This window comes from Micromonospora sp. NPDC049151, assembly GCF_040648395.1.
Taxonomy (GTDB): domain Bacteria; phylum Actinomycetota; class Actinomycetes; order Mycobacteriales; family Micromonosporaceae; genus Micromonospora.
This window is the reverse complement of record NZ_JBEZDP010000043.1, coordinates 1-23242: the sequence shown is the minus strand read 5'-3', so window position 1 is coordinate 23242 and position 23242 is coordinate 1. Positions and strand designations below refer to the sequence as shown.

General features: G+C 73.4%; 20 protein-coding genes and 2 pseudogenes. 11 read left to right on the top strand and 11 right to left on the bottom strand.

Annotated features, from left to right (window positions below; translation table 11 throughout):
* The 5 genes and pseudogenes from AB0B20_RS28625 to AB0B20_RS28605 all read right to left on the bottom strand — a co-directional run.
* A pseudogene (locus AB0B20_RS28625) lies at positions 1–469 on the bottom strand (hypothetical protein); the annotation flags it as partial.
* 41 nt (positions 470–510) lie between these two features.
* Positions 511–858, bottom strand: a complete 348-nt coding sequence (locus AB0B20_RS28620; RefSeq protein WP_073830920.1) for a DUF3140 domain-containing protein — start codon at positions 856–858, stop codon at positions 511–513.
* Complete coding sequence (locus AB0B20_RS28615) at positions 845–1063, bottom strand: DUF2945 domain-containing protein (protein WP_135241212.1); 219 nt, start codon at positions 1061–1063, stop codon at positions 845–847. Before AB0B20_RS28615 ends, AB0B20_RS28620 begins: the two co-directional genes overlap by 14 nt.
* A gap of 41 nt (positions 1064–1104) precedes the next feature.
* Positions 1105–1707, bottom strand: a complete 603-nt coding sequence (locus tag AB0B20_RS28610) for a Uma2 family endonuclease (RefSeq protein ID WP_357475007.1) — start codon at positions 1705–1707, stop codon at positions 1105–1107.
* Positions 1708–1763: 56 nt separating this feature from the next.
* Positions 1764–2567, bottom strand: coding sequence for a methyltransferase domain-containing protein (locus AB0B20_RS28605; protein WP_357380951.1), 804 nt, complete (start codon positions 2565–2567; stop codon positions 1764–1766).
* A gap of 312 nt (positions 2568–2879) precedes the next feature.
* On the opposite strand from AB0B20_RS28605, the gene rpsA reads away from it, so the two are divergent.
* Both rpsA and coaE read left to right on the top strand, forming a co-directional pair.
* Entirely contained in the window at positions 2880–4409 is a 1530-nt protein-coding gene (gene rpsA, locus AB0B20_RS28600) for a 30S ribosomal protein S1 (protein WP_357380953.1), read from the top strand.
* 160 nt (positions 4410–4569) lie between these two features.
* Positions 4570–5748 carry a dephospho-CoA kinase gene (coaE, locus tag AB0B20_RS28595; protein ID WP_357380955.1) on the top strand — a complete coding sequence of 393 codons (1179 nt, stop codon included), beginning with the start codon at positions 4570–4572 and terminating at the stop codon, positions 5746–5748.
* A gap of 41 nt (positions 5749–5789) precedes the next feature.
* Here the strand turns inward: coaE and AB0B20_RS28590 are convergent, their stop codons facing one another.
* A complete protein-coding gene (locus tag AB0B20_RS28590; protein ID WP_357475004.1) occupies positions 5790–7394 on the bottom strand; it encodes a hypothetical protein in 1605 nt (534 codons plus the stop codon).
* A gap of 295 nt (positions 7395–7689) precedes the next feature.
* On the opposite strand from AB0B20_RS28590, the gene uvrB reads away from it, so the two are divergent.
* The 4 genes from uvrB to AB0B20_RS28570 all read left to right on the top strand — a co-directional run bounded on the left by uvrB (position 7690) and on the right by AB0B20_RS28570 (position 12021).
* Positions 7690–9795: an excinuclease ABC subunit UvrB gene (gene uvrB / locus AB0B20_RS28585; protein ID WP_357380959.1), complete on the top strand. Its 2106-nt coding sequence runs from the start codon at positions 7690–7692 to the stop codon at positions 9793–9795.
* A 16-nt stretch (positions 9796–9811) separates the two neighbouring features.
* Entirely contained in the window at positions 9812–10648 is an 837-nt protein-coding gene (locus tag AB0B20_RS28580) for a helix-turn-helix transcriptional regulator (RefSeq protein ID WP_357380961.1), read from the top strand.
* Positions 10649–10673: 25 nt separating this feature from the next.
* A complete protein-coding gene (locus AB0B20_RS28575; RefSeq protein ID WP_357380963.1) occupies positions 10674–11042 on the top strand; it encodes a VOC family protein in 369 nt (122 codons plus the stop codon).
* A gap of 85 nt (positions 11043–11127) precedes the next feature.
* Complete coding sequence (locus AB0B20_RS28570; protein WP_357380964.1) at positions 11128–12021, top strand: DUF5753 domain-containing protein; 894 nt, start codon at positions 11128–11130, stop codon at positions 12019–12021.
* Between the two features lie 99 nt (positions 12022–12120).
* Here AB0B20_RS28570 and AB0B20_RS28565 read toward each other — a convergent pair whose 3' ends face one another.
* Entirely contained in the window at positions 12121–12414 is a 294-nt protein-coding gene (locus AB0B20_RS28565) for an antibiotic biosynthesis monooxygenase (protein ID WP_357380967.1), read from the bottom strand.
* A gap of 394 nt (positions 12415–12808) precedes the next feature.
* On the opposite strand from AB0B20_RS28565, the gene AB0B20_RS28560 reads away from it, so the two are divergent.
* Positions 12809–13807, top strand: coding sequence for a TerC family protein (locus tag AB0B20_RS28560; RefSeq protein WP_357380969.1), 999 nt, complete (start codon positions 12809–12811; stop codon positions 13805–13807).
* A gap of 57 nt (positions 13808–13864) precedes the next feature.
* Here the strand turns inward: AB0B20_RS28560 and AB0B20_RS28555 are convergent, their stop codons facing one another.
* Together AB0B20_RS28555 and AB0B20_RS28550 are read right to left on the bottom strand one after the other, a co-directional pair.
* Complete coding sequence (locus AB0B20_RS28555) at positions 13865–14734, bottom strand: C40 family peptidase (RefSeq protein WP_357474998.1); 870 nt, start codon at positions 14732–14734, stop codon at positions 13865–13867.
* A 99-nt stretch (positions 14735–14833) separates the two neighbouring features.
* Entirely contained in the window at positions 14834–15931 is a 1098-nt protein-coding gene (locus tag AB0B20_RS28550; RefSeq protein WP_357380973.1) for a dipeptide epimerase, read from the bottom strand.
* Between the two features lie 44 nt (positions 15932–15975).
* Between AB0B20_RS28550 and AB0B20_RS28545 the strand changes: the two genes are divergently transcribed.
* On the top strand, positions 15976–16773 hold the full coding sequence (locus AB0B20_RS28545; protein ID WP_357474995.1) for a tyrosine-protein phosphatase: 798 nt from the start codon (positions 15976–15978) through the stop codon (positions 16771–16773).
* Between the two features lie 4 nt (positions 16774–16777).
* Here AB0B20_RS28545 and AB0B20_RS28540 read toward each other — a convergent pair whose 3' ends face one another.
* Entirely contained in the window at positions 16778–17647 is an 870-nt protein-coding gene (locus AB0B20_RS28540) for a serine hydrolase (RefSeq protein ID WP_357474992.1), read from the bottom strand.
* Between the two features lie 73 nt (positions 17648–17720).
* Here AB0B20_RS28540 and AB0B20_RS28535 point away from each other — a divergent pair, with 73 nt between their 5' ends.
* A complete protein-coding gene (locus AB0B20_RS28535) occupies positions 17721–18386 on the top strand; it encodes a class I SAM-dependent methyltransferase (protein ID WP_357474989.1) in 666 nt (221 codons plus the stop codon).
* Between the two features lie 317 nt (positions 18387–18703).
* On the opposite strand, the gene typA is transcribed toward AB0B20_RS28535, so the two are convergent.
* Complete coding sequence (typA, locus tag AB0B20_RS28530; protein ID WP_357380982.1) at positions 18704–20572, bottom strand: translational GTPase TypA; 1869 nt, start codon at positions 20570–20572, stop codon at positions 18704–18706.
* Positions 20573–20703: 131 nt separating this feature from the next.
* Here typA and AB0B20_RS28525 point away from each other — a divergent pair, with 131 nt between their 5' ends.
* On the top strand, positions 20704–22227 hold the full coding sequence (locus AB0B20_RS28525; protein ID WP_357474986.1) for a DedA family protein: 1524 nt from the start codon (positions 20704–20706) through the stop codon (positions 22225–22227).
* A 31-nt stretch (positions 22228–22258) separates the two neighbouring features.
* Positions 22259–23125: pseudogene (locus tag AB0B20_RS28520) on the top strand (transglycosylase SLT domain-containing protein); the annotation flags it as partial.
* Positions 23126–23242 lie beyond the last annotated feature (117 nt).

Below are 23242 nucleotides of genomic sequence, written 5' to 3'. Positions count from 1 at the left end.
CAGCCAGCGCGTACCAGACGGTCTCGAACAGCGGCCACGCCTCGGGGCCGAGCGGCGCGGGGCCCCGACGCCGGCCTCCACCCGGCCCGCAGGCCCCGGTGATCAAGGAGTTTGTGTCACGCCCGAGCCCGTTCGGGGACACGAACTCCTTGATCACTGGGGAAGAGACGGCGGCGAGCGCGACCCCGGCCAGCAGCGGCGGCACCGCCTCGCGATACGGCGCGACCGGGTCCGGCCACCTCGGGTCGGGCGCGGGCGGGATCAGGCGGATCAGCACGATCCCGGCCAGCGCCGGGATCCACCGGTGCCACGTCGGTACGGTGCCGTCGTGGTCGGCGCTGTACCTGATGCCGGTGCCGCCGGTCAGCATCAGGAGGAGCGCCGCGACGGCGACGAGCCCGAGGCCCGCCAGGAGGGTCACCCGTCCGGCGCGGGGATGACGGCCGGCGGTCGAGACGTCCGTCGTCATCGCCGGCACGCTACCAACGCGCGGCGAACGGACCGGGCGGCTCAGCTCTTGAGCGGGTCGTGTCCCCAGTTCATCAGCGACCAGCGCCAGCGGGTGTCCCGGACGTCTCCGGACGGCCGCTGGGCCAGGTGGCGGTGGACGTACCCGATGACCTTGCGCATGTGCTTGTAGTCGGCGGCGGTGAGGTCGGCGCGCTTGCGGCGCAGCAGGTCGACGATGCGCCGGCCGGAGTCGTGGCCGACCGACTCACCGCCCTGGGTGCCCTTCTTGTGCCAGCCGACGTGCTTGGACTCCTCGGTCTCCAGCCAGCGGGTCAGCTCGCCCGGCTTCATGTTCACCGCGTCGGTGAACTCCCGGTACGTCTGCTGCGGGTCCTCAGCGCGACTCATGGCGAAGCACCTCCGGCCGATGGGCGACGTCGCGGCCCGAGTCGTCGTTGGTGATCCGGTACTGCGGCTGCGCGGGCGAGGCGTTCACGGTGTGCCCGCGTACGTGGGTGCGCTCGGTCAGCTTCTCCTTGACGACGCCGTACGCCCGGCCGCTGTGGCTGGCCCAGGAGACGTGGTCGCCGGCGCGGAACTCCTTCTCGGCCATGCGGCCCGGTTACCCGTGCCGGACACCGAGTAACGGTGTGGTCAGGGCCGGATCTCCGCGATCGGCAGCTTGATCGCGAAGGGCTCGGACAGCTCGATCACCTCGCTGCTGTCGTCCACCAGCTCGTACTGCCGCTCGCCGCCGGGGCCGATCCGGTCACCGAGGCGGTACGCGTAGAGGTGCACCGGATCCTGCTCGATCCGCCAGTAGAACGGGATCCCCGCGGCGGCGTACTCGCCCGGCTTGGCGAACCGGTCGACGCGCCGGGTGCCGGGGGAGACGATCTCGACGGCCAGGACGACGTCCGCCGGTCGCAGGAGGGACCTGTCGCTCGGCAGCCCGGCGTGGTGGAGCAGCACGTCCGGACGGCGACTGGAGTCGACGTCCAGACCGATGCTCACCGCCTGGGCCGCGCGCAGATGGGCTGGAACGCGGGATCGCAGCCATATCGCCAGCAGGCTGGCGATGCCTTGGTGGCCGAGAGTGGGGAAGGGCGTCAGGTGGATGATGCCATCGACGAGTTCGACGCTCGGTGCTTCGGGCGGCAGCGTCAGTAGGTCGTCCAGCCTGTAGTCGGTCAGCAGTTGCCGAATGGGGTCAGGGCGCCAGGGAAAGGCTGAGGTGGGGGCCGGGCCGACGCTCATGGGGACAGCGTGCCGCGTGCCACGGGAGGGTCGATCGCACAGCGGGTCCGTTGGCGTCAGCCGGCCGGCTTCTCCGCGACGAAGATCGCGGTGCCGGGGAACAGCCGGCCGCGCAGCGGGCTCCACTGCCCCCAGACCCCCTCGTGCCCGGCCGGCCACTCCGGTTCCACCAGGTCCAGCAGGCGGAAGCCCGCCCCGACCAGTTCCCGGATCCGGTCGCCCAGGGTGCGGTGCTGCTCGACGTACGTGGCCACGCCGTTCTCGTCCTGCTCGACGTACGGGGAACGGTCGAAGTACGAGTGCACGGCGGTCAGCCCGCCCTCGCCCGGGTCGTCCAGGAAGATCCAGCGCATCGGGTGGGTGACCGAGAAGACCCACCGGCCGCCCGGCCGCAGCACCCTCGCCACCTCGCGCATCGCCGCCGCCGAGTCGTCCACGAACGGGATCGCGCCGAACGCGGTGCAGACGGTGTCGAACGCGGCGTCGGCGAACGGCAGCGCGAGCGCGTCGGCCTGCACCAGCGGCACGCGTACCCCGGTGCGCCCGGCGGCCTCGGCGGCGTGCCGCAACATGCCGGCGGACAGGTCGAGTGCGACCGGCCGGGCGCCCTGGGCGGCGAGCCAGCGGGCGGCGGCGGCCGCCCCGGCGCCGAGTTCGAGGACCCGCCGGCCGGTGACGTCGCCGAGCAGCCGGGCGTCGGACTCGCGCAGCCCCTCCGGGCACCAGACGAAGTCGACCTCGCCGAGGAACGCGCCGTGCTCGTCCTGGTACGCGTCGGCGTCGGTGTCCCACCAGCCGCGGTTGGCGCGGCGGATCTCCCCGGCGTCGACCCGTCGGCGGGTCACCCTGTCGTCGTCCACGGGTTCACGCTAGGTCCGGCGGCGCGGACCCGGTGCGGTGGGGTGGCGGCTGGGGCGGATGTGACGGACGAGACAGCGATGGCACCTTACCGAGCAAAATCTCCGCTTTCGCAGGGGATGAGTTCGCACGGACCCGGGAGGGCTTGCACGCTGTGGTAATGCAGCGGGTAGGCTAGACGATGCGCTCGCGGATCGTGTGCCTCGGCAGGGAGCAGGTGCGCGGTCACCGGAGCCACTAATGATCTTCTCGCGTCGATCGTTCGGTGTGCCCGGCGACGGATCCGTTGGCGCGGAAGAGTCACCGCGACACCCATGCCCGCTGTGACAACCCATCCGACCGGAGCAACCGCCCACATGACGAGCAGCATCGAGGCCACCTCGAGCGCCAACAAGGTCACCCACGACGACCTCGGCTCTGAGGAAGCTTTCCTCGCCGCGATCGACGAGACCATCAAGTACTTCAACGACGGCGACATTGTCGAAGGCACCGTCGTCAAGGTCGATCGGGACGAGGTCCTGCTCGACATCGGCTACAAGACCGAGGGTGTCATCCCCTCTCGGGAGTTGTCGATCAAGCACGACGTGGACCCGGCCGAGGTCGTTTCGGTGGGTGACCACATCGAGGCCCTCGTCCTCCAGAAGGAGGACAAGGAGGGTCGGCTGATCCTCTCCAAGAAGCGGGCGCAGTACGAGCGGGCCTGGGGCACGATCGAGAAGATCAAGGACGAGGACGGCGTCGTCCGCGGTTCGGTCATCGAGGTCGTCAAGGGTGGTCTCATCCTCGACATCGGCCTGCGTGGCTTCCTGCCCGCGTCGCTCGTCGAGATGCGGCGTGTGCGTGACCTGCAGCCGTACGTCGGCCGCGAGCTCGAAGCCAAGATCATCGAGCTGGACAAGAACCGCAACAACGTGGTGCTGTCCCGCCGTGCCTGGCTGGAGCAGACGCAGTCCGAGGTGCGCACCGAGTTCCTCAACAAGCTCCAGAAGGGGCAGGTCCGCAAGGGCGTCGTCTCCTCGATCGTCAACTTCGGCGCGTTCGTCGACCTGGGCGGCGTGGACGGCCTCGTGCACGTCTCCGAGCTGTCCTGGAAGCACATCGACCACCCGTCCGAGGTCGTCGAGGTGGGCCAGGAGGTCGAGGTCGAGGTCCTGGACGTCGACCTGGACCGCGAGCGGGTCTCGCTGTCGCTGAAGGCGACGCAGGAGGACCCGTGGCGTCAGTTCGCCCGCACCCACGCGATCCAGCAGATCGTGCCGGGTAAGGTCACCAAGCTGGTGCCGTTCGGCGCGTTCGTCCGGGTGGACGACGGCATCGAGGGCCTGGTCCACATCTCCGAGCTGGCCGAGCGCCACGTGGAGATCCCGGAGCAGGTCGTGCAGGTCGGCTCCGAGGTCATGGTCAAGGTCATCGACATCGACCTGGAGCGCCGCCGGATCTCGCTGTCGCTCAAGCAGGCCAACGAGGGCTTCGTCGAGGGCGAGGAGCACTTCGACCCGACCCTCTACGGCATGGCTGCCACGTACGACAACGAGGGCAACTACATCTACCCGGAGGGCTTCGACCCGGAGACGGGCGAGTGGCTCGAGGGCTACGACAAGCAGCGGGAGACCTGGGAGAACCAGTACGCCGAGGCCCGTCAGCGCTGGGAGGCCCACACCAAGCAGGTGCAGACCTCCCGCGCCGCCGACGCCGAGGCTGCCGCCAACCCGGCTCCGGCCACCACCGGCACCACCTCGACCTCGACCTCGGCCCCGAGCCGTCAGGCCGAGGAGCCGGCCGGCACGCTCGCGACCGACGAGGCGCTCGCCGCGCTGCGGGAGAAGCTCGCCGGCGGCAAGTGACCGGACGCTGACGCGGGTCCGTCCCACCGGACGGACCGCCGACTGCCTCTGACGACGGGCCCCGTCCCCGCGTTCCGCACCAGCGGAGCGCGGGGGCGGGGCCCGCGTCGTGTGGCCGGGCGGTTTGGCATGCGGACGAAGGATCCGGTTGACTGTCCGGGTGCTGAAAGTGGGGCTGACCGGCGGAATCGGATCGGGCAAGAGCGCGGTGGCGAGCCGGCTCGCCGCGCTGGGCGCGGTGATCGTCGACTCGGACCGCATCGCCCGCGAGATCGTCGCGCCCGGCACCGACGGGCTGGCCGAGGTGGTCGCCGCCTTCTCCGACCGGGTCCTGGACGCCGACGGGGCGCTGGACCGGGCCGCCCTCGGCGCGCTGGTCTTCGGCGACGAGGCCGCCCGCCGCACGCTCGAAGGGATCACCCATCCCCGGGTACGCGCGCGCAGCGCCGAACTGGTCGCCGCCGCCCCCGCCGACGCGATTGTCGTCAACGACGTACCGCTGCTGGCCGAGGTGGGACTCGCGCCGACGTACCACCTGGTGGTCGTGGTGCGGACGGCCGTGCCGATCCGGATGGCCCGGCTGACCCGCGACCGGGGCATGGCCCCGGCGGAGGCCCAGCGGCGCATCGCCGCGCAGGCCGACGACGCCACCCGCCGCGCGGTCGCCGACGTGCTGCTCACGAACGACGGCACACTCGCCGAGCTGCACGCCGCGGTGGACGTCCTCTGGCGGGACCGCCTGCTGCCCTACGAGCGCAACGTCCGCGAGCGCCGCGCCGTCCCGCCCGACCCGGCGGCGCCGGCCGAGCCGGACCCGACCTGGCCCGAGCAGTACGCCCGGCTGGCCGCCCGGATCCGCCACGCGGCCGGCGGCGACATCCGCGTCGACCACGTCGGCTCCACGGCCGTGCCGGGCCTCGCCGCCCCGGACGTGATCGACATCCAGGTGACGGTCTCCTCGCTGGCCGAGGCGGACGGGCCGCTGACGCGGCGGCTGGCCGAGGCGGGGTTCCCGCGGCTGCCGGGCGAGTGGTGGGACACCCCGCGTCAGCCGGAGGAGGTGCGCTGGCCCAAGCGGCTGCACGGGAGCGCGGACCCGGGGCGTCCGGTGCGCCTGCACCTGCGGCAGGCCGGTTCGCCCGGCTGGCGGTACGCGCTGCTCACGCGCGACCACCTGCGCGCCGACCCGGCTCGGCGGGCCGACTACCTCCAGGTGAAGCGGGAACTGGCGGCGGCCGCGCCGGAGCACGCCGCGTGGGGCACGGTGACCGATCCCTGGTTCGACGAGGAGCACCTGCGCGCCGAGGAGTGGGCGGCGCAGACCGGCTGGCGGCCCTGACCGGGCGCTCCGGCTCAGCGGGCGGTGGAGGCCCCGCCGGTTCAGCGGGGCGGCGCGGACGGCCCGCCGCTGCCCGGCGTGAGGTCGAGCCGGATCCACACGCCCGGCCGGGTGCGCAGTTCCATCCGGCGCGGCAGGCCGCCGCGGTCCAGCCACAGGCGGCGGTTGCCGGGCAGCTCGAACACGTCGACCGTCCGGTCGCCCAGCCGGTCCTCCCGGACCCGGGCGGTGGCGCCGGGCGCGTGCCGGGCCGCCCGCAGGGCCGCGTCGAGCAGCCGGTCCAGGTCATCGCCGGGCGGTCGCGTGGGGGCGGCGAGCAGCGCGGGCGGCATCGGCGTCGGGAGGGACGCGGGCCCGGCGGGGGGGTGCCGCACCTCGGCCACCCGGTCCGGCCGGACCCACCGCAGGGTACGCCGGCCGCTGCCCTCCTCGACCACGACGAGGTACGCCGACGGGCTCGTCCAGTTCACCGTGCCGTTGGCCCGCAGGTCGGCGGACGGGCCGAGCGGGGCGGCCACGTCCACCGACGCGCCGCGCAGTGCCCGTAGCCGGGCGGGCAGCGTGGCCAGCCGGGCGGCCTCGTCGTCGGTGAGCGCCCGGGGCTGCCCCGGCCGGCCGCCGAGGGCGTCCACCGCGCGCAGGGCGGGCCGGTCGGCACGGATCAGGTCGACGGTGACGGGCGTGCCGTCGGCCAGCCGGCCGGTGAGCCGGTGCAGCCGGGCGTCCGCGTCCACCCACAGCGCCGGCCGGCCGCCGAGCGGGGCCAGGGGCGCCTGGAGCACGTCCACCGGGACGCCGTCGACCTGGTCGCGGCGCAGCCACCGCCCGTCGGCGGCGGGCCTGTCGACCCGGTCGGCCCCGAGCCCGATCAGCAGGTCGCGTACCGCGCCGAGGCCGTGGCCGCCGACCGGATCGCGCAGCCGCCACCGGTCCGCCGGTGGCACCAGCGGCGGCCGGGCCGAGGTGGGGAGCGCGGCGGGGTCGGGACGTACCAGCAGCGCGGACGCGACGGCCTGCACCAGGCCCCGGTCGGCACCTGCGCCCGGGCCGCCGACGTTTAGGTAGACCAGGGGGCGGGCCCAGTCGACCCAGCCGACCAGTTCGGTACGGGCGGCGTCCGCGCCGACGGTGACCCGGACGCCGGCGCGCACGTCGCGCAGGTTGGTGACCCGCAGCGCTGCCACCCGGTCGGCCTGGGCGGCGGTGAGCGGGCGTTCGGCTGCCGCCTTGTCGGTGCGGCCGGGTACCCACGCCGGCAGGGCGGCGACGAGCGTCGCGGCGGATATCGCAGCCGCCGCCACGAGCGCGGCGAGCGCGAGCCGGCGCCGGCCCGGCCCGTCCGGCGGATCGTCGGCGCCGTCCAGTTCCGGTTCGCCGGCCGGCCGGGTGACGAGCGTGGGGTGGTGGCCGGCGAGCAGGCCGGCGCGGCGGCGACGGCCGGCCACTGTGGCGGGCCGGGTCGGTGTGCTGGTGCGGCCACGCCGGTGGCCACGGCCCGGTTCACGGGGTACGGCCTGGTCGCCGCCGCCACGCGCGGAGGACCGGTGGGGACGGCTCACCCCGCGCGGGCGGCCCGGCTCGTCGGCGGGCGGGGGCGTGCCGGTGTCGGGCTCGCGTCGCGGCCGGCGCTCGGGAGAGGTCCCCACGAGTGGAGAACGCGAGAGCGGGGTTTCGGTGACGAGCAGGGGCGCTCGCGGCGGCCGGTCAGCGCTGCGCGCGACCACCGTCGGCGCGCACGCCGGTCGTCCCGGGTGCTGCGGCCCTGGCGCCGGGGGCGACCGGCCCGCGAGGGGCGATCACCGGCCCGGTCGGCCGCCGCGAGCGGCCTACGGTACGAGGATAGGCCGGTGAGATGAGCCACACAATGCGAATATCGAAGCGGATCAGGGACGGTCAGTGGTCGTGGCCGAAGTGTCGGACCCCGGGCGTACGGTTGGTGTCATGGCGCTCGACATTCCCCGGCTCGACGGCCGCTTCCAGGTCGTCAGTGAGTTCCAGCCGGCCGGTGACCAGCCGGCTGCCATCGACGAGCTTGAGCGCCGCGTGCGGCGCGGCGACCGCAACACGGTGCTGCTCGGCGCGACCGGCACGGGCAAGAGCGCCACCACGGCGTGGCTGGTCGAGCGGCTCCAGCGGCCGACCCTGGTGCTCGCCCCCAACAAGACGCTCGCCGCCCAGCTCGCGAAGGAGTTCGGCGAGCTGCTGCCGGGCAACGCTGTCGAATACTTCGTCTCCTACTACGACTACTACCAGCCCGAGGCGTACATCCCGCAGACCGACACCTACATCGAGAAGGACTCCTCGATCAACGAGGAGGTCGAGCGGCTGCGGCACTCGGCCACCATGTCGCTGCTCACCCGGCGTGACGTCATCGTGGTGGCCACCGTCTCGGCGATCTACGGCCTGGGCACGCCGGAGGAATACCTCGACCGGGCCGTGCGGGTCAAGGTCGGCCAGGAGCTGGATCGCGACCAGTTGCTGCGCCGGCTCGTCGACATTCAGTACACGCGCAACGACATGGCCTTCCAGCGCGGCACGTTCCGGGTGCGCGGCGACACGCTGGAGATCATCCCGGCGTACGAGGAGCTGGCGGTCCGGATCGAGCTGTTCGGTGACGAGATCGAGAAGCTCTACTACCTCAACCCGCTGACCGGTGACGTGGTCCGCGAGGTCGACAGCCTGATGATCTTCCCGGCCACGCACTACGCCGCGGGCCCGGAGCGGATGGAACGGGCGATCCGCGACATCGAGGCCGAGCTGGGCGAGCGGCTGGCCGAGCTGGACCGGCAGGGCAAGCTGCTGGAGGCCCAGCGGCTGCGCATGCGCACCACCTACGACATCGAGATGATGCGCCAGGTGGGGTTCTGCTCCGGCATCGAGAACTACTCGATGCACATCGACGGCCGGCTGCCCGGCAGCCCGCCGCACTGCCTGCTCGACTACTTCCCCGACGACTTCCTCACCGTGGTCGACGAGTCGCACGTGACCATCCCGCAGATCGGCGGCATGTACGAGGGCGACGCCTCCCGCAAGCGGATGCTCATCGACCACGGCTTCCGGCTGCCCAGCGCCGCCGACAACCGGCCGCTGCGCTTCGACGAGTTCCTGGAGCGGGTCGGCCAGATGGTCTACCTCTCGGCGACCCCCGGCCCGTGGGAGCTGGAGCAGGCGCAGGGCGAGTTCGTCGAGCAGGTGATCCGGCCGACCGGCCTGATCGACCCCGAGGTGGTGGTCAAGCCGACGAAGGGGCAGATCGACGACCTCATGCACGAGATCAAGCTGCGTACCGAGCGGGACGAGCGGGTGCTGGTCACGACGCTCACCAAGAAGATGGCCGAGGACCTCTCCGACTACCTGCTGGAGAACGGCATCCGGGTGCGCTACCTGCACTCCGAGGTCGACACGCTGCGCCGCGTCGAGCTGCTGCGCGAGCTGCGCAAGGGCGACTACGACGTGCTGGTGGGCATCAACCTGCTCCGGGAGGGTCTCGACCTGCCCGAGGTGTCGCTGGTGGCGATCCTCGACGCCGACAAGGAGGGTTTCCTGCGCAGCGGCCGGTCGCTGATCCAGACCATCGGCCGCGCGGCCCGTAACGTCTCCGGTCAGGTCCACATGTACGCCGACAAGATCACGCCGTCGATGGCGAGCGCGATCGACGAGACCAACCGGCGCCGGGCCAAGCAGATCGCGCACAACGAGGCGAACGGCATCAGCCCGGAGCCGCTGCGCAAGAAGATCCACGACATCCTCGACGACATCTACCGTGAGGCGGAGGACACCGAGAACAGCAACGTCGGCGGCGCGGCGCGGCAGTTGTCCCGGGGCAAGGCGCCGGTCAAGGAGACGCGCAGCCGCCGGGGCGCGGCGGCGACCCCGTCGCGGGAGGGGATGGCCCGGGCCGACCTGGCCAACCTCATCCAGGAGCTGAACGACCAGATGCTCGCCGCCGCGCGGGAGCTGCAGTTCGAGCTGGCCGCGCGGATCCGCGACGAGGTCGCCGACCTCAAGAAGGAGCTGCGCGGGATGGACGCCGCAGGGGTCCGGTGACCGGCGCGGCGGCGCGATGCTGACCGAGGCCGTCGTCGGGCACCCCGACCCTCGGCTGCGCCGGTGGGTGGGCAGCTACCTCGGCTACCGCGAGGACGCGCCCGTCCCGCTGGTACGCCGGGAGGTGGCGGGCGCCTTCGTGGTGCTGATCCTCGGCTGGGGCGACCCCCTCGACGTGACCGATCCGCGTGCCGCCGGCCGGGGCGGGTCCGCCGCGAACGCCTTCCTGGCCGGTCCGTTCGACGGCTGGTGCGTCACCCGGACGGCCGGGACCGGCACCGGGGTGCAGGTGCTGCTGACCGCCCCGGCGGCCCGCCGCCTGCTCGGGCTGCCGCTGGCCGAGCTGGCCAACCGGGCGGTGCCGGTCGGCGCGGTGGCGGGTTGGCTGGCCCGGCTGCGCGACGAGCTGGCCGGCGAGCCGGGCTGGCCAGAGCGCTTCGCCCGGCTCGACGCCGCCCTGGCCGCGCGGCTGGCGGCGACCGCGCCGGTGGACCCGCACCTGCTGGCCGCCTGGCGGCGTCTGGACGGCAGCGGGGGAGCGGTCGGCGTGGCCGCGCTCGCAGGGGAGCTGGGCTGGTCCCGGCGCCACCTGTCGGTCCGGTTCCGGCAGGAGTTCGGCCTGCCGCCGAAGACTGTCGCCCGGCTGCTGCGCTTCGAGCGGGCGTACGCGAGCCTGGGCCGTACCCTTCTCACCGCGCCGGTCGCGGTGCCGGACGACGCCGGCTGGGCGGAGCGGGCGGCCCGGTGGGGCTACTACGACCAGTCGCACCTGATCCGGGAGTTCCGCGAGTTCGCCGGCACCACCCCGGCCGCGCTGACCGGGCCCGGATCGCATTCGTCCAATCCGGCCTGACCGCCCCGGCGGCAGACTGACCGCCATGCGAAGCATCTATCCGGTCCTGCGGTATCCCGACGTGCGAGCCGCCGTCGACTTCCTCTGTTCGGCGTTCGGCCTCACCGTGCGCGAGGCCCACGAGCTGCCCGACGGCACCATCGGCCACGCCGAGCTGGCGTACGGCGACGACCTGGTGATGCTCGGCCCGGGGCCGGCGCCGCAGTCCCGGCCGGCGGACGACGACTACCGCGTCTACGTGGCGCTCGACGACGTGGACGCGCACCACGAGCGCGCCCGGGCGGCCGGGGCGGAGATCGTCCGGGCGCCGTTCGACACCGACTACGGCTCGCGTGACTACGCCGCCCGCGACGTGGCCGGGCTGGTCTGGTCGTTCGGTACCTACCGCCCCTGAGCACGCCGTCCGCGCGGTTGCGCTCTGTGGGGGAGGTATTGCCGAGCGTGACGGCGATGCGTACGCTCCCTCCCGGGAGGCGCGCATGCCGTTGTCAGCAAGTCCTGTGGTCCGGAGGGCGAGGCTCGGTGTGGAGCTGCGCCGGCTGCGCCGTCGCGAGTCGCTCACGCTCGAGCAGGTCTGCGCCCGGTTGGGCTGGGCGTCCACGTCGAAGCTGTCCCGCATCGAGCTGGGGCAGAGCCGGCCCGACCTGGCCGACGTGCTCGACCTGCTCGACGTCTACGCGGTGCCGTCGCCGCAGCGCGACGAGCTGATCGTCATCGCCCGCGACGCCGCCACCGGCCGGGGCTGGTCCAAGGCGCTCGGCGAGATGGGGGAGCGTCAGCGGGCGTACGCCGAGCTGGAGGCGGGCGCGGAGCGCATCGTGGAGTACCAGTGCGTGCTCGTGCCCGGGCTGCTCCAGACCCCGGCGTACGCCCGGCTGCGGGTGTCGGCCGGCGCGGCGCTGACCGGGGAGGTGGACGTGGAGGCGGACGTGCGCGCCCGGGTGGCACGCCAGGAGCTGTTGATCCGGCCGGACCCGCCGCACTACACCGCGCTTGTCGACGAGCGCGTCTGCGACCCGGACGGCCTGCCCGCGGACGTGTGGCGCGACCAGATGCGGCACCTGCTCGCGCTCGCCGAGCGGCCCCGGGTCAGCGTCCGGGTGCTGCCGTCGGCGGCGTCGGGCGGCGACGGGCCGCACCCGCTGGCACCGTTCTCCTACTACGCCTACCCCGACCCGGAGGACCCGCGCACCGTGCTGGTGGAGACGCTCACCACCGACCTGCGGCTGGTTGCCGAGGCGGAGGTGGCCCACTATGAGCGGGTGATCGAGCGGCTGCTGGCGGCGGCGCTGCCGCGGGACGCCTCCGCCGAACTGGTGGCCCGGCGGCTCGGCGCGGCGCCGGTGCCCCGGCCGCGCGGCCCGCACGAGTAACGGCTCGTCGGCTGGGCGCGGCCACCGGGCCCGGCGCCCCCGTTGCCCGTCGGGATCGGTGACCGCGCAGCGCGCAGGCTACGGCGGGGGTACGACAGTTCAGGCCGGAACGTCGATGAAGTGCTCGACCAGGGGCGGTCCGGCGAAGTGCGGGCCGATCAGCCCACGCCACTGCGCGAACCGTTCGGTCTGGCGGAAGTTCACGTCGTGGGCCTCGACCGAGTCCCACTCGACGAGCAGCACGAACCGGGTGGGCGACTCCACGCCGCGGGTCATCCGCACGGAGCGGCAGCCGTCGGCGCCGGCGAGGATCGGCCGCGCCTGCGCGTAGGCGGCGGCGAACTCGTCCTCGTGTCCGGGAGTCACATCGATGAGCGCAACCTCAAGAACCATGCTGGCAGCCTGCCATGCCGGCCGCCCGCCAGCGCGTCCCGGGGTGAATGTGCCGGCGTGCTGCGTAGAGGCGCAGGGCTAGCCTCCTAGGACGCATTGCGCGACGTGAGCCGCGGCACCTCGGGAGATCAGGCAGCGGCCCGGAGATGCGCCATGCGGGTGCGATGGTGAACAATGGCGGCCGAGGAGGGGAGTATTCCCCCGCGACGGAGTCGTCAGCACGGAAGAGCGCCCGTACCCCCAGGCGCCCGACCCGGCTCCGTCGGTCGGAACCCGGCCCCGGGCCCCGGCGGAAGAGACCTCCGACAGTCACCCCAGTCAGCGTCGACGCACCCCGCGACCACACCCGGGCGTACGGTGTGCCTCGGCGCAGCGTGTCTGCCGGAGGATGGATTTGAACGTGTCCGCATTGGTGTGGGCGGTAACGCTGATCGCGATGACCGCGATCCTGCTCGCCGACCTGTTCATCATCGGCCGGCGGCCGCACGAGCCGAGCGTCCGCGAGTCCAGCCTGTGGGTGGGCTTCTACGTCGGCCTGGCGCTGGTCTTCGGGGTGGTGCTCTGGCTGACCGCCGGTGGCCGCGTCGCCGGTGAGTTCTACACGGGCTGGCTCACCGAGTACAGCCTCTCGGTGGACAATCTCTTCGTCTTCGTGATCATCATGGCGCGGTTCGGGGTGCCCCGGCAGTACCAGCAGAAGGTGCTGCTCATCGGCATCATTCTGGCGCTGGTCATGCGCGGTGGCTTCATCGCGGCCGGTGCGGCGCTGATCTCCCAGTTCTCCTGGGTGTTCTACATCTTCGGCGCGTTCCTCATCTACACCGCCGTCAACCTGGCCCGGCAGGGCGAGCCGGACGAGGACGAGTTCAGCGAGAACGTGCTGATCCGGTGGAGCCGCAGGGCGCTGCCGCTGTCCCGGGACTACGACGGCGCGAAGGTGACCACCCGGGAGAACGGCCGGCGGCTGTTCACGCCGATGCTGATCGTGATGATCGCGATCGGCACCACCGACCTGATCTTCGCGCTGGACTCGATCCCGGCGATCTTCGGCATCACCCAGGAGCCGTACCTGGTCTTCACCGCGAACGTGTTCGCGCTGATGGGGCTGCGGCAGCTCTACTTCCTGCTGGGCGGCCTGCTGGACCGGCTCATCTACCTCAGCTACGGCCTGGCGGTGGTGCTCGGCTTCATCGGCGTGAAGCTGATGCTGGAGGCGCTGGCCGAGAACAACCTGCCGTTCATCAACGGCGGCGAGCACGTGGCGTGGGCCCCGCACATTCCGATCTGGCTCTCGCTCACCGTCATCCTCGGCACCCTGGCCGTGGCGACTGTGGCCAGCCTGGCGAAGTCGTCGCGGGACCGGCGCCGGGAACTGGCCCAGGCCCGCCGCTGATCCGTCCGTACCGTCGGGGCGCTCCCGTGCCGGGGGCGCCCCGAGGCGTGTCTGGGGTCAGACGCGGTGCGCACCGACGAGGGTGGCTCTCCGGTCGGCCGGCAGTTCCTCCTCGATCACCCGCCGCGTCAGGTAGCAGGCGTGCAGCATCCGGCGCCGGCCGCCGTGCGGCTCGGCCGACACGATCCCGACGTGGTGGATGCGCCGGCCGGGCCGGGCGAAGAAGTAGAGGTCGCCGGGGCGTTCGGCGTCAAGCGGCACCTGCGAGGTCGCCGCCGCCTGGTCGTCGGCGTCGCGGGGCAGTGTGATGCCGTACCGACGCCAGGCCAGGTGCACCAGCCCGGAGCAGTCGATGCCGTCGGTGGACATGCCGCCCCAGACGTAGGCCAGGTCGCGCAGCCGCTCGGCGACCGCGAGCACCTTCTCGGCCTCGGGACGCTCGGCGGGCAGTGGCACCAGATCGTCCTCCGGGGCCCAGAGCGGATCGGGCCGCCCGGGTACGCGGACCGGACGCCTGCCGTCCACCGCCGGCCCGGCCGGTGTGAGCCGGGTGCCGAGGACCACGCCGGTGAGCGCCGCGTCGCCCTCCGACCCGGCGCGCAACGCGGTGCGGGCGGCGTCGACGGTCAGCGGGCCGTCAGCGGCCGGGTCGGCGTCGGCCAGGTGGGCGGCCCGCAGCCAGCCCGGATAGCCGTCGGTGCCGAGCTTCGCGGCGGGCTGGCCCAGGGCCACCACCCGGACCCAGCCGTCCGGGCGGGTCTCGATGACACGCACCGGCTCGCCGAGCAGCAGCTGGGTCAGGACACAGTCGCCGACGCGCTGGTCGCGGTCCATGCCGGCGATCCAGGCAGCGACGTCGGGGGAGCCGGCGAGGGCGGGACGGTCGACCGGGCGTACCGCCTCGGGGGCGGTCCACAGGGTCGCCACCGGCACTCGTACGACGGCTCGCCGGCCGGGCTGAGGCGCCACGCGTACCCCTCTCTCCGGTGGTCGTCGGGGCGACCATATGAAAAATTCTGACGTTGCTCAACCAACTGTCTGAATTTTAGCTTCACGCAGTCCGGTGACGCCCAGACCCGGCGCGTCGGGCAGCAGCACGCTCGCGTCCTCGTACCGGATGCCACCGGTGACCGGCGACCAGGCCAGCCACCAGGCGGCGTCGAGGTCCGACACGGCCGTGGTGCCGTAGGCGGCGACCAGGCTGGCCGCGGCGCCGACCCCCACCGGGCCCTCCATCATCGAGCCGACGATGGTGCCCATGCCGTGCGCGGCGGCCAGGTCGAGCAGCGTGCGCGCCGGTTGCAGGCCGCCGCACTTGGCCAGCTTCACATTGACCATGTCGGCCGCCCGGCGCCGGATCACCTCGACCAGGTCACGCACGTCGAAGACGGACTCGTCGGCCAGCACCGGCAGGTCGACCCGGTCGCTGACCCAGGCCAGCCCGTCCAGGTCACGGCGGTGCACCGGCTGCTCGACCAGCTCCACGTCGAGTCCCGCGTCCTCGATCGCGCGGATCACCCGGACCGCCTCCCGGGGCGTCCAGCCCTGGTTGGCGTCCAGCCGGATCCGTACGTCCGGGCCCACCGCCGCGCGCACCGCGCGGACCCGGTCCAGGTCGCCGCGGGCGTCGGTGCCGACCTTGAGCTTGAGCACCGTGAATCCCTCGGCCCCGCGCCGGGCCGCCGTCGCGGCCAGGTCGACCGCGTCACCGGCGGCCAGCGTGACGTCGGTCGGCACGCGCAGCGCCGTGCCTCCGAGCAGACGCACCAGGGGTACGCCGAGCCGCCGCGCGGCCAGGTCGTGCAGCGCCACGTCGAGCGCCGCCTTCGCCGACTCGTTGCCCACCACGGCACCGCGCACCAGCGCGCAGGCCGCCTGGAGGTCGTCGGCGTCGCGGCCGATCAACAGCGGCGCGAGCAGTTCGCGTACGCACGCCTCGGCGCCCGCCACCGACGCGCCGGTGACCTGCCAGACCTGCGGCGCCTCCCCGAAACCCGGGCGGCCGTCGCTGTCGATGACCTCCACGACCAGCGTGTCCACGGTGGTGGTACGGCGCAGCGCGGTGACGAACGGCGTGTGTAAGGGGGCCGAAAGGCGGTGGGTGCGTACCGCGGCGATCGTCATGTGGGGCACCCTATAGCCAACTGGCGGCGAGCAGGGGAGGGCCGATGTCCGGGCGGGAATGGGAGCTGGTGGGCGCGCCGAACGCGCGTGACCTGGGTGGACTGCCGACGGTCGATGGACGTCGGGTGCGCGCGGGGCGGCTCATCCGCACGCCCGCGCTGGGCCGGCTCACCGACGAGGACCTGCCGGTGCTGGGCAAGCTCGGCCCGGCCTGCGTGGTGGACCTGCGTGACGCGCACGAGCAGGCGGTGGCCCCGCCGGACCGGCTCGTGGGCGAGCCCCGCACCGTGCACCTGCCGGTCTACGACGCGGCGCACCCGGTGTTCACGTACGTCTCGGCGGTGTTGCAGGGCCACGACCTGGACGCGTACGCGGCGCTGGCCCGCGAGGGCATGCCGGGGGCGATGACGGCGATCTACCGCTGGTTCGTCACCGGGGAGTCGGCGCGGGCCGGGTTCGGCGCGGCGGTGCGGCTCGCCGCCGAGGGCGCGAACCTGCCGCTGCTGTTCCACTGCTCGGCCGGCAAGGACCGCACCGGCTGGCTGTCGGTGGTGCTGCTGACCGTGCTGGGCGTCCAGGAGGAGGCGATCCGCGCCGACTACCTGGTGCACAACGAGCTGACCGAGAGCCTGCGCGAGGTGCTGCTGTCCGCGATGATCCAGCGCCGGCCGGACCTCGACCCGGCGGTGGCCCGGCCGCTGCTGGAGGTGCGCCCGGAGTACCTGGACGCCGCCTACGACGAGGTGCGCCGCGCGCACGGCTCGTTCGACGCGTACCTGCGCGACGGTCTGGGGGTGACCGACGCGCACCGCGCGGCGCTGCGCGAGCGGCTGCTGGAGTAGCGGGTCAGCCGGCCAGGTCGTGCCGCGCGGCCCAGACCCGCGCGGAGACGTGCGCGATCAGCCGGCACGCGTCGTCCTCGGCCTCGTCGCCGTCCGCGCCGCCGTCGGCCAGGTCGGTGGTGGTGCAGACGACGATCGTGTACGGCGGCGCGTCGTCCGGGAACACCACGCCCGCGCCGTGGCGCACGCCGCGTACCCAGCCGTTCTTGTGCGCGACGCGGGTGCCGTCGGGCAGCCCGGCGGCCAGGTCCTCGCGGTGTTCCTGCGCGACGAGCACGTCGAGCATGGCGGCGCAGGCGGCCGGCGAGGCGAGCGGACCCGGCCGGGTCGCGCCGAGCGCCAGCTCGCCGAGCAGAGCGGCCAGGTCAGCGGCGGTGACCAGGTTGTCGACGCCCGAGTCGCGGGCGGCGAAGTCCTCGATGCCGCGGCCGGTGACGCTGTGCCGGGCTCCGGCGAGCGCCCACGCCTGCGCCACGGCGGGCAGCCCCACCTGGCCGATGCAGATGTTCGTGGCCAGGTTGCTGGACCGGACGATCATCCGTTCGGCGAGCCAGCGCAGCGGCGCCTCGCCGCCGACGCGGTCCCAGACCGCCTCGTCGTTGTCGTAGTCGCGGTCGTTGGCGAAGCGGGGTGCCCCCGGCAGCGCGGAGTCGAACGAGTTACGCACCGGCACCGGCGCGTCCAGGTCGAGCCGGCCGGCCTCGGCGGCGCGGAACAGCGCCACCAGCACCGCCAGCTTCATGGTGCTCGCCGCGTAGTGGGTGGTGTCGGCCCGCCGCGCCCACGCCTGCCGCGCGCCGGGGCGGCACACGTACGCGGAGACGGTGCCGGGCACCTTGTCCAGGTGCGCGTCGAGCTCGTCCTGCCAGGTCATGCCCGCACCGTAGCCGATCTTCCCGGCGCTCGCGGGGCAGCGGTGGCCGTGGGGGCGGGGCTAGCGTACGGAGATGACGACCCCGTTGTACGACGGCATCGCCGACTGGTACGAGGAGTACGCCAGCGAGACCTCGTCGGTCTACATGCACCGCGTCCGGTCGGTGCTGGCCGGCCTGCTGGGCGACGGCCCGGGGCGCTGTGTGGACCTGTGCTGCGGCACCGGCGCGCACGCGGCCGAGCTGCGCCGTCTCGGATGGACACCGGTCGGGGTGGACCTGTCCGGCGGGCAGTTGCGCCACGCCCGCGCCCGGCTGCCGGTGGCCCGCGCCGACGCCACAGCGTTGCCGCTGGCCACCGGTGCCGTACCGGCGGTGGTCTGCGTGCTGGCGCACACCGACATGCCGGACTATCCGGCGGCGATCGCCGAGGCGGCACGCGTGCTGGCACCCGGCGGGCGGCTGGTGCACGTCGGCGTGCACCCGTGTTTCGTCGGCGCGTTCGCCGACCGGTCCGAGCCGGAGCGGATCGTGATCGACGGCGGGTACGCCTCCCGGGAGCACACGCTCCGGTCCTGGAACTCGATCGGCGTCCGCGCCCGGGTCGGCGCCTGGCACCTACCTCTGGCCGGCCTGCTGGGCGCCGTGACGGACGCCGGCCTGCGGCTGACCCGGGTGGTCGAGTCCGGCTCCGGACCCGTCCCCGACGTCCTGGCCCTGGAGGCCACCAAGCCCCGCTGACTCCGCCGCCGTCCCGCGTCGGTGCTGCTTCCGGCGTCTCGTGTTGGTCCCGGCGTCTCGTGCCCTTTGCGCATGCCGAGTTTGTCCCTGTCGCCTCGCGTCCGTCCTTGAGATGCACATTCCGCCGACGTGGAAGTCGGGCCGCCCTCCCACCCTGCGCGCCGTGTCTCGCCCCGCGGCGAGCTAGCGCCGGCGTGCCGACTTGTGGGGGCGGTGGTGGCGAGCGGGTGCGGCGGGAGCGGGGGAGCGGGAAAGGGCGGAGCCCGGTCCGCCGTAGGGCGGGCCGGGCTCCGGGTGGTGCTGGTGACGGGCTGAGGTCAGCCGGCGTGCTTGCGGCGGGCGGCCATCCGGCCACGCTGGGTCTGGTCCAGCACCACCTTGCGGATGCGCACCGCGGCCGGGGTGACCTCGACGCACTCGTCCTCGCGGCAGAACTCCAGGGCCTGCTCCAGGGACAGCTTGCGCGGCGGGATCAGCTTCTCGGTCTCGTCGGCGGTCGACGAGCGCATGTTGGTGAGCTTCTTCTCCTTGGTGATGTTGACGTCCATGTCGTCGGAGCGGGAGTTCTCGCCGACGATCATGCCCTCGTACACCTCGGTGCCCGGCTCGACGAAGAGCTGGCCGCGCTCCTGGAGGTTGGTCATGGCGAACGCGGTGACCGAACCGGCCCGGTCGGCGACCAGCGAACCGTTGTTGCGGGTGCGCAGCTCGCCGAACCACGGCTCGTACGACTCGAAGACGTGGTGCAGGATGCCGGTGCCGCGGGTCTCGGTGAGGAACTCGGTGCGGAAGCCGATCAGGCCGCGCGCCGGGACCAGCCACTCCATCCGGATCCAGCCGGTGCCGTGGTTGACCAGCTGCTCCATCCGGCCCTTGCGGGTGGCCAGGAGCTGGGTGATGGCGCCGAGGTACTCCTCCGGGGCGTCGATGGTCAGCCGCTCGACCGGCTCGCAGGTCTTCCCGTCGATCTCCCGGGTGACGACCTGCGGCTTGCCGACGGTGAGCTCGAAGGACTCGCGGCGCATCTGCTCGACCAGGATGGCCAGGGCCAGCTCGCCGCGGCCCTGCACCTCCCAGGCGTCCGGCCGCTCGGTGGGCAGCACCCGCAGCGAGACGTTGCCGATGAGCTCCTTGTCGAGCCGGTCCTTGACCATCCGGGCGGTGACCTTCGCGCCCTTGACCCGGCCGACGAGCGGCGAGGTGTTGGTGCCGATGGTCATCGAGATGGCCGGCTCGTCCACGGTGATCAGCGGCAGCGGCACCGGGTTCTCGGCGTCGGCGAGCGTCTCACCGATCATGATCTCCGGGATGCCGGCGACGGCGATGATGTCGCCCGGTCCGGCGGACTCGGCGGGCTTGCGCTCCAGGCCCTCGGTCATCAGCAGCTCGGAGATGCGTACCCGCTGGGTGCTGCCGTCGGTGCGGCACCAGGCCACGCTCTGGCCCTTGCTGATGGTGCCCTGGCGGACCCGGCACAGCGCGAGCCGGCCCAGGAACGGCGAGGCGTCGAGGTTGGTGACGTGCGCCTGCAGCGGCGCGCCCTCGTCGTACGCGGGCGCGGGGATGGTGTCGAGCAGCGTGCGGAACAGCGGCTCCAGGCTGCTGCTGTCGTCCGGCACCGCGCCGTCGGCGGGCTGGGTCAGCGAGGCGATGCCGTCGCGGGCGCAGGCGTAGACGATCGGGAAGTCGATCTGCTCCTCGTCGGCGTCCAGGTCGAGGAACAGCTCGTAGGTGTCGTCCACGACCTCCTTGATCCGGGCGTCCGGACGGTCCACCTTGTTGATCACCAGGATGATCGGCAGCCGGGCGCGCAGCGCCTTGCGGAGCACGAACCGGGTCTGCGGCAGGGGGCCCTCGCTGGCGTCGACGAGCAACACCACACCGTCGACCATGGTCAGGCCCCGCTCGACCTCGCCGCCGAAGTCGGCGTGGCCGGGGGTGTCGATGATGTTGATGGTGACGGGCTCCGAGCCGTCCGCCGGCAGGTACCGCACGCCGGTGTTCTTGGCGAGGATGGTGATGCCCTTCTCGCGCTCGAGGTCCATCGAGTCCATGACCCGCTCGGTGTTCTCACCACGGGCGCCGTAGGCGCCGGCCTGCCGCAACATGGCGTCGACCAGGGTCGTCTTGCCGTGGTCGACGTGGGCGATGATGGCGACGTTGCGGAGGTCGGTGCGTAGCTGCATACCCTCCATACTCCTGTCTGCGGTTGCCCGGGCACGCCTCGGGGTCACCCCGAGATCGCCCGGATCTGCGTCGAAAGTGCTGTGCCGACCGTTCCAGCGACTGGCATGCTGACACCCGTGCGGGGTGCCCGATGCCTGACCTGCTGAGCTGGCTGCAGGAGCTGCCGCCCCTGCTGATCTACGTGGCCGCCGCGGCGATCGTCGCGGCGGAGACCGCGGTGATCGTCGGGCTGCTGATGCCCGGCGAGGCGACCCTGCTTCTGGTCGGCTTCCTAGCGTACGCGGGGACGCTGCGCCTCGCGCCCGTGCTGGTGGCGATGACCGCCGCCGCCGTGATCGGAGACACACTCGCGTGGCGGGCGGGCCGCCGGTACGGGCCGCGTCTGCGCGCCTCGGGAGTGGGCGCCCAGATCGGGGCGCACCGGTGGCGGCGGGCCAACTCGCTGCTGGAACGCCTCGGCGGCCGGGGTGTGCTGGCCGCCCGCTGGATCGCGTTCGCCCGCACGCTGGCGCCCCGGCTGGCCGGGTCGGCCGGGATGCCGTACCGGCGGTTCGCGCCGTGGAACCTGGCCGGGGTGGCGAGCTGGGTCGGTGCCTCGGTGCTGGCCGGTTACCTGGCCGGTGAGTCGTACGAGCGGGTGTCGAAGCTGCTCGGCCGGGCCACCGGGGCGGTGCTCGTCCTGCTGCTGTGCCTGCTCGCCGTGGTGCTGGCCGGCCGCTGGCTGGGGCGCAACCCGGACCCGGTACGCGCGCTGGCGGCGCGGGCCGCCGCGCTGCCGCCGCTGCGCTGGCTGCGAGCCCGGTACGGGGTGCTGTTCTTCCTGGTCGCCATGCGCGTCGGCCCGGCCTGGACGCTGCTGATCAACCTGGCGCTGGGGCTGGCGCTGCTGTTCGTCGCCGGGCTGGCCGTGGCGGTGCTGCTGGAGGCGGTCGTCGCGCACAGCGGGCTGGGTGTGCTCGACGGGCTGGCCGCCGACTGGTTCGCCGCCCGGCGTACCCCTGGGGTGGTCGACACGGCCTTGCTCGCGGTGTCGGTGCTGCGGGGCTGGGTGCTGATCGCCGCGGTGGCGGTGGTGGCCGTGGTGGTGGCGCGGCGCGGGCGGGCGTGGCGGGCCGACCCGCTCGGGGTGCTGGGCACTGTCGGCGCGGCCGTGCCGCTGGTGTTGCTCGTGGTGGTCGCGGACCTGACCGGCCCGGGCGGCCCGGACCGTCCCGGTGACCTGTTCCCGACGCAGAACGCGGTGGTGACGGCGAGCTTCGGCACGCTCGCCTGGCTGCTGTCGCGGGGCGCCCGGTGGCCGGTGGGCGCGGCGGTGTGGACCGTCGCGTCGGCGGGCGTGGTCACGGTCACCGGCGCGCGGCTCTATCTGGGCTTCAGCACGGCGAGCGGCACCGTCACCGCGGTCCTGCTGGGCCTCGCCTGGACCACCGTGTTCGTGGTGGCGTGGGCGACCCGGGACCGCCTGGCGGACGCGGACGAGCGGCGGCCCGACGCGGACCCGGACGGGCGGCCGGCCGGCGCGGACCGGGAGGAGTCGTCCGCCGACGGGGACCCGGGCGAGCGGCCGGCCGGCGCGGTGGCGGAGCCGCCGCCCCGGCCCCGGCGCCGCCGGTCCGCGTTTCGGGTACCCCGCGGACCTGTCGATCCTTGTTAGGGTGCGCCGACGAGGACGACGGGGAGGTCCGATGCGGCGAGGATTCGGCCGGTGGGCCGTGGCAGTGGTGGCGCTGCTGGCGGCGGGCACGCTGACGGCGTGCGGCGAGGGGGAACGGCCGGTCCGTGAGGTAGCCGTGGCGCTGCCCAGCACGGAGGTGCCGGTCGACGAGCCGCAGGCGGCGCCGGCCGACGCGCCGAGTGAGGAACCACCGGCGGTGGCGGCGATGGGCGGCCGGCCCAGCCCGAGCGCGTCGGCGAGCGCGAAGCCGCGGGTCAAGCCGTCACGTACGTCGACCGCACCCCTGGCCCGGCCGAAGCCGCCGACCGAGACCCAGGTGCCGCCGGCGCCGCCGAAGCCGGTGGAGAACGGCTGCAAGCCGAGCTACCGGGGCACCAAGGCCAGCCAGAGCCAGGTGAAGGCGGCGCTCGCCGACGCCGCGGCGCGCACCTACTGGCCGACCTCGGCGCCGGACATCCGCATCCCGCCGGCGCTGTTGAAGGCCACCGCCTGGCAGGAGAGCGGGTGGCAGTCGAACATCGTCGCCTGTGACGGCGGGGTCGGGCTGATGCAGGTCATGCCGGCCACGGCGGAGTGGATGAACCAGCGGTTCGGCCAGTCGTACGACATCGACGCCTACCGGGACAACGCCTACCTGGGCGGCACCTACCTGGCCTGGCTCACCAAGTACATCGGCGACATGTACTTCGAGTCCGACTACCGGCTGGACGCCTCGCTGTGCACTGCCGAGCTGAACTCCTGCCTGCTCAACGCCGTGATCGCGGCCTACAACTACGGGCACGGGGCGGTGGCGCGTGAGGATCAGCCGCTGGCCATCCCCAACCCGCAGTACGTGCGCAACGTGCGGGCGCTGATGACCGAGTGCGAGTGCCTGAGCTCGCCGGGCGCGAGTCAGCGCAGGCGCGTTGTTTTTTCAGACGCCCAGACCGGAGCTTGTCGCGCATCCTCGAACAAGGCTGGTATGCCTGAAGCAAGCCCTGAACGCCCTAGTGGG

Coding starts and splice junctions, on each gene's coding strand:
- AB0B20_RS28620 (WP_073830920.1), bottom strand. CDS start 858: ATGAGTCGCGCTGAGGACCCGCAGCAGACGTACCGGGAGTTCACCGAC.
- AB0B20_RS28615 (WP_135241212.1), bottom strand. CDS start 1,063: ATGGCCGAGAAGGAGTTCCGCGCCGGCGACCACGTCTCCTGGGCCAGC.
- AB0B20_RS28610 (WP_357475007.1), bottom strand. CDS start 1,707: ATGAGCGTCGGCCCGGCCCCCACCTCAGCCTTTCCCTGGCGCCCTGAC.
- rpsA (WP_357380953.1), top strand. CDS start 2,880: ATGCCCGCTGTGACAACCCATCCGACCGGAGCAACCGCCCACATGACG.
- uvrB (WP_357380959.1), top strand. CDS start 7,690: ATGGCGCTCGACATTCCCCGGCTCGACGGCCGCTTCCAGGTCGTCAGT.
- AB0B20_RS28580 (WP_357380961.1), top strand. CDS start 9,812: ATGCTGACCGAGGCCGTCGTCGGGCACCCCGACCCTCGGCTGCGCCGG.
- AB0B20_RS28575 (WP_357380963.1), top strand. CDS start 10,674: ATGCGAAGCATCTATCCGGTCCTGCGGTATCCCGACGTGCGAGCCGCC.
- AB0B20_RS28570 (WP_357380964.1), top strand. CDS start 11,128: ATGCCGTTGTCAGCAAGTCCTGTGGTCCGGAGGGCGAGGCTCGGTGTG.
- AB0B20_RS28565 (WP_357380967.1), bottom strand. CDS start 12,414: ATGGTTCTTGAGGTTGCGCTCATCGATGTGACTCCCGGACACGAGGAC.
- AB0B20_RS28550 (WP_357380973.1), bottom strand. CDS start 15,931: ATGACGATCGCCGCGGTACGCACCCACCGCCTTTCGGCCCCCTTACAC.
- AB0B20_RS28545 (WP_357474995.1), top strand. CDS start 15,976: ATGTCCGGGCGGGAATGGGAGCTGGTGGGCGCGCCGAACGCGCGTGAC.
- AB0B20_RS28540 (WP_357474992.1), bottom strand. CDS start 17,647: ATGACCTGGCAGGACGAGCTCGACGCGCACCTGGACAAGGTGCCCGGC.
- AB0B20_RS28535 (WP_357474989.1), top strand. CDS start 17,721: ATGACGACCCCGTTGTACGACGGCATCGCCGACTGGTACGAGGAGTAC.
- typA (WP_357380982.1), bottom strand. CDS start 20,572: ATGCAGCTACGCACCGACCTCCGCAACGTCGCCATCATCGCCCACGTC.
- AB0B20_RS28525 (WP_357474986.1), top strand. CDS start 20,704: ATGCCTGACCTGCTGAGCTGGCTGCAGGAGCTGCCGCCCCTGCTGATC.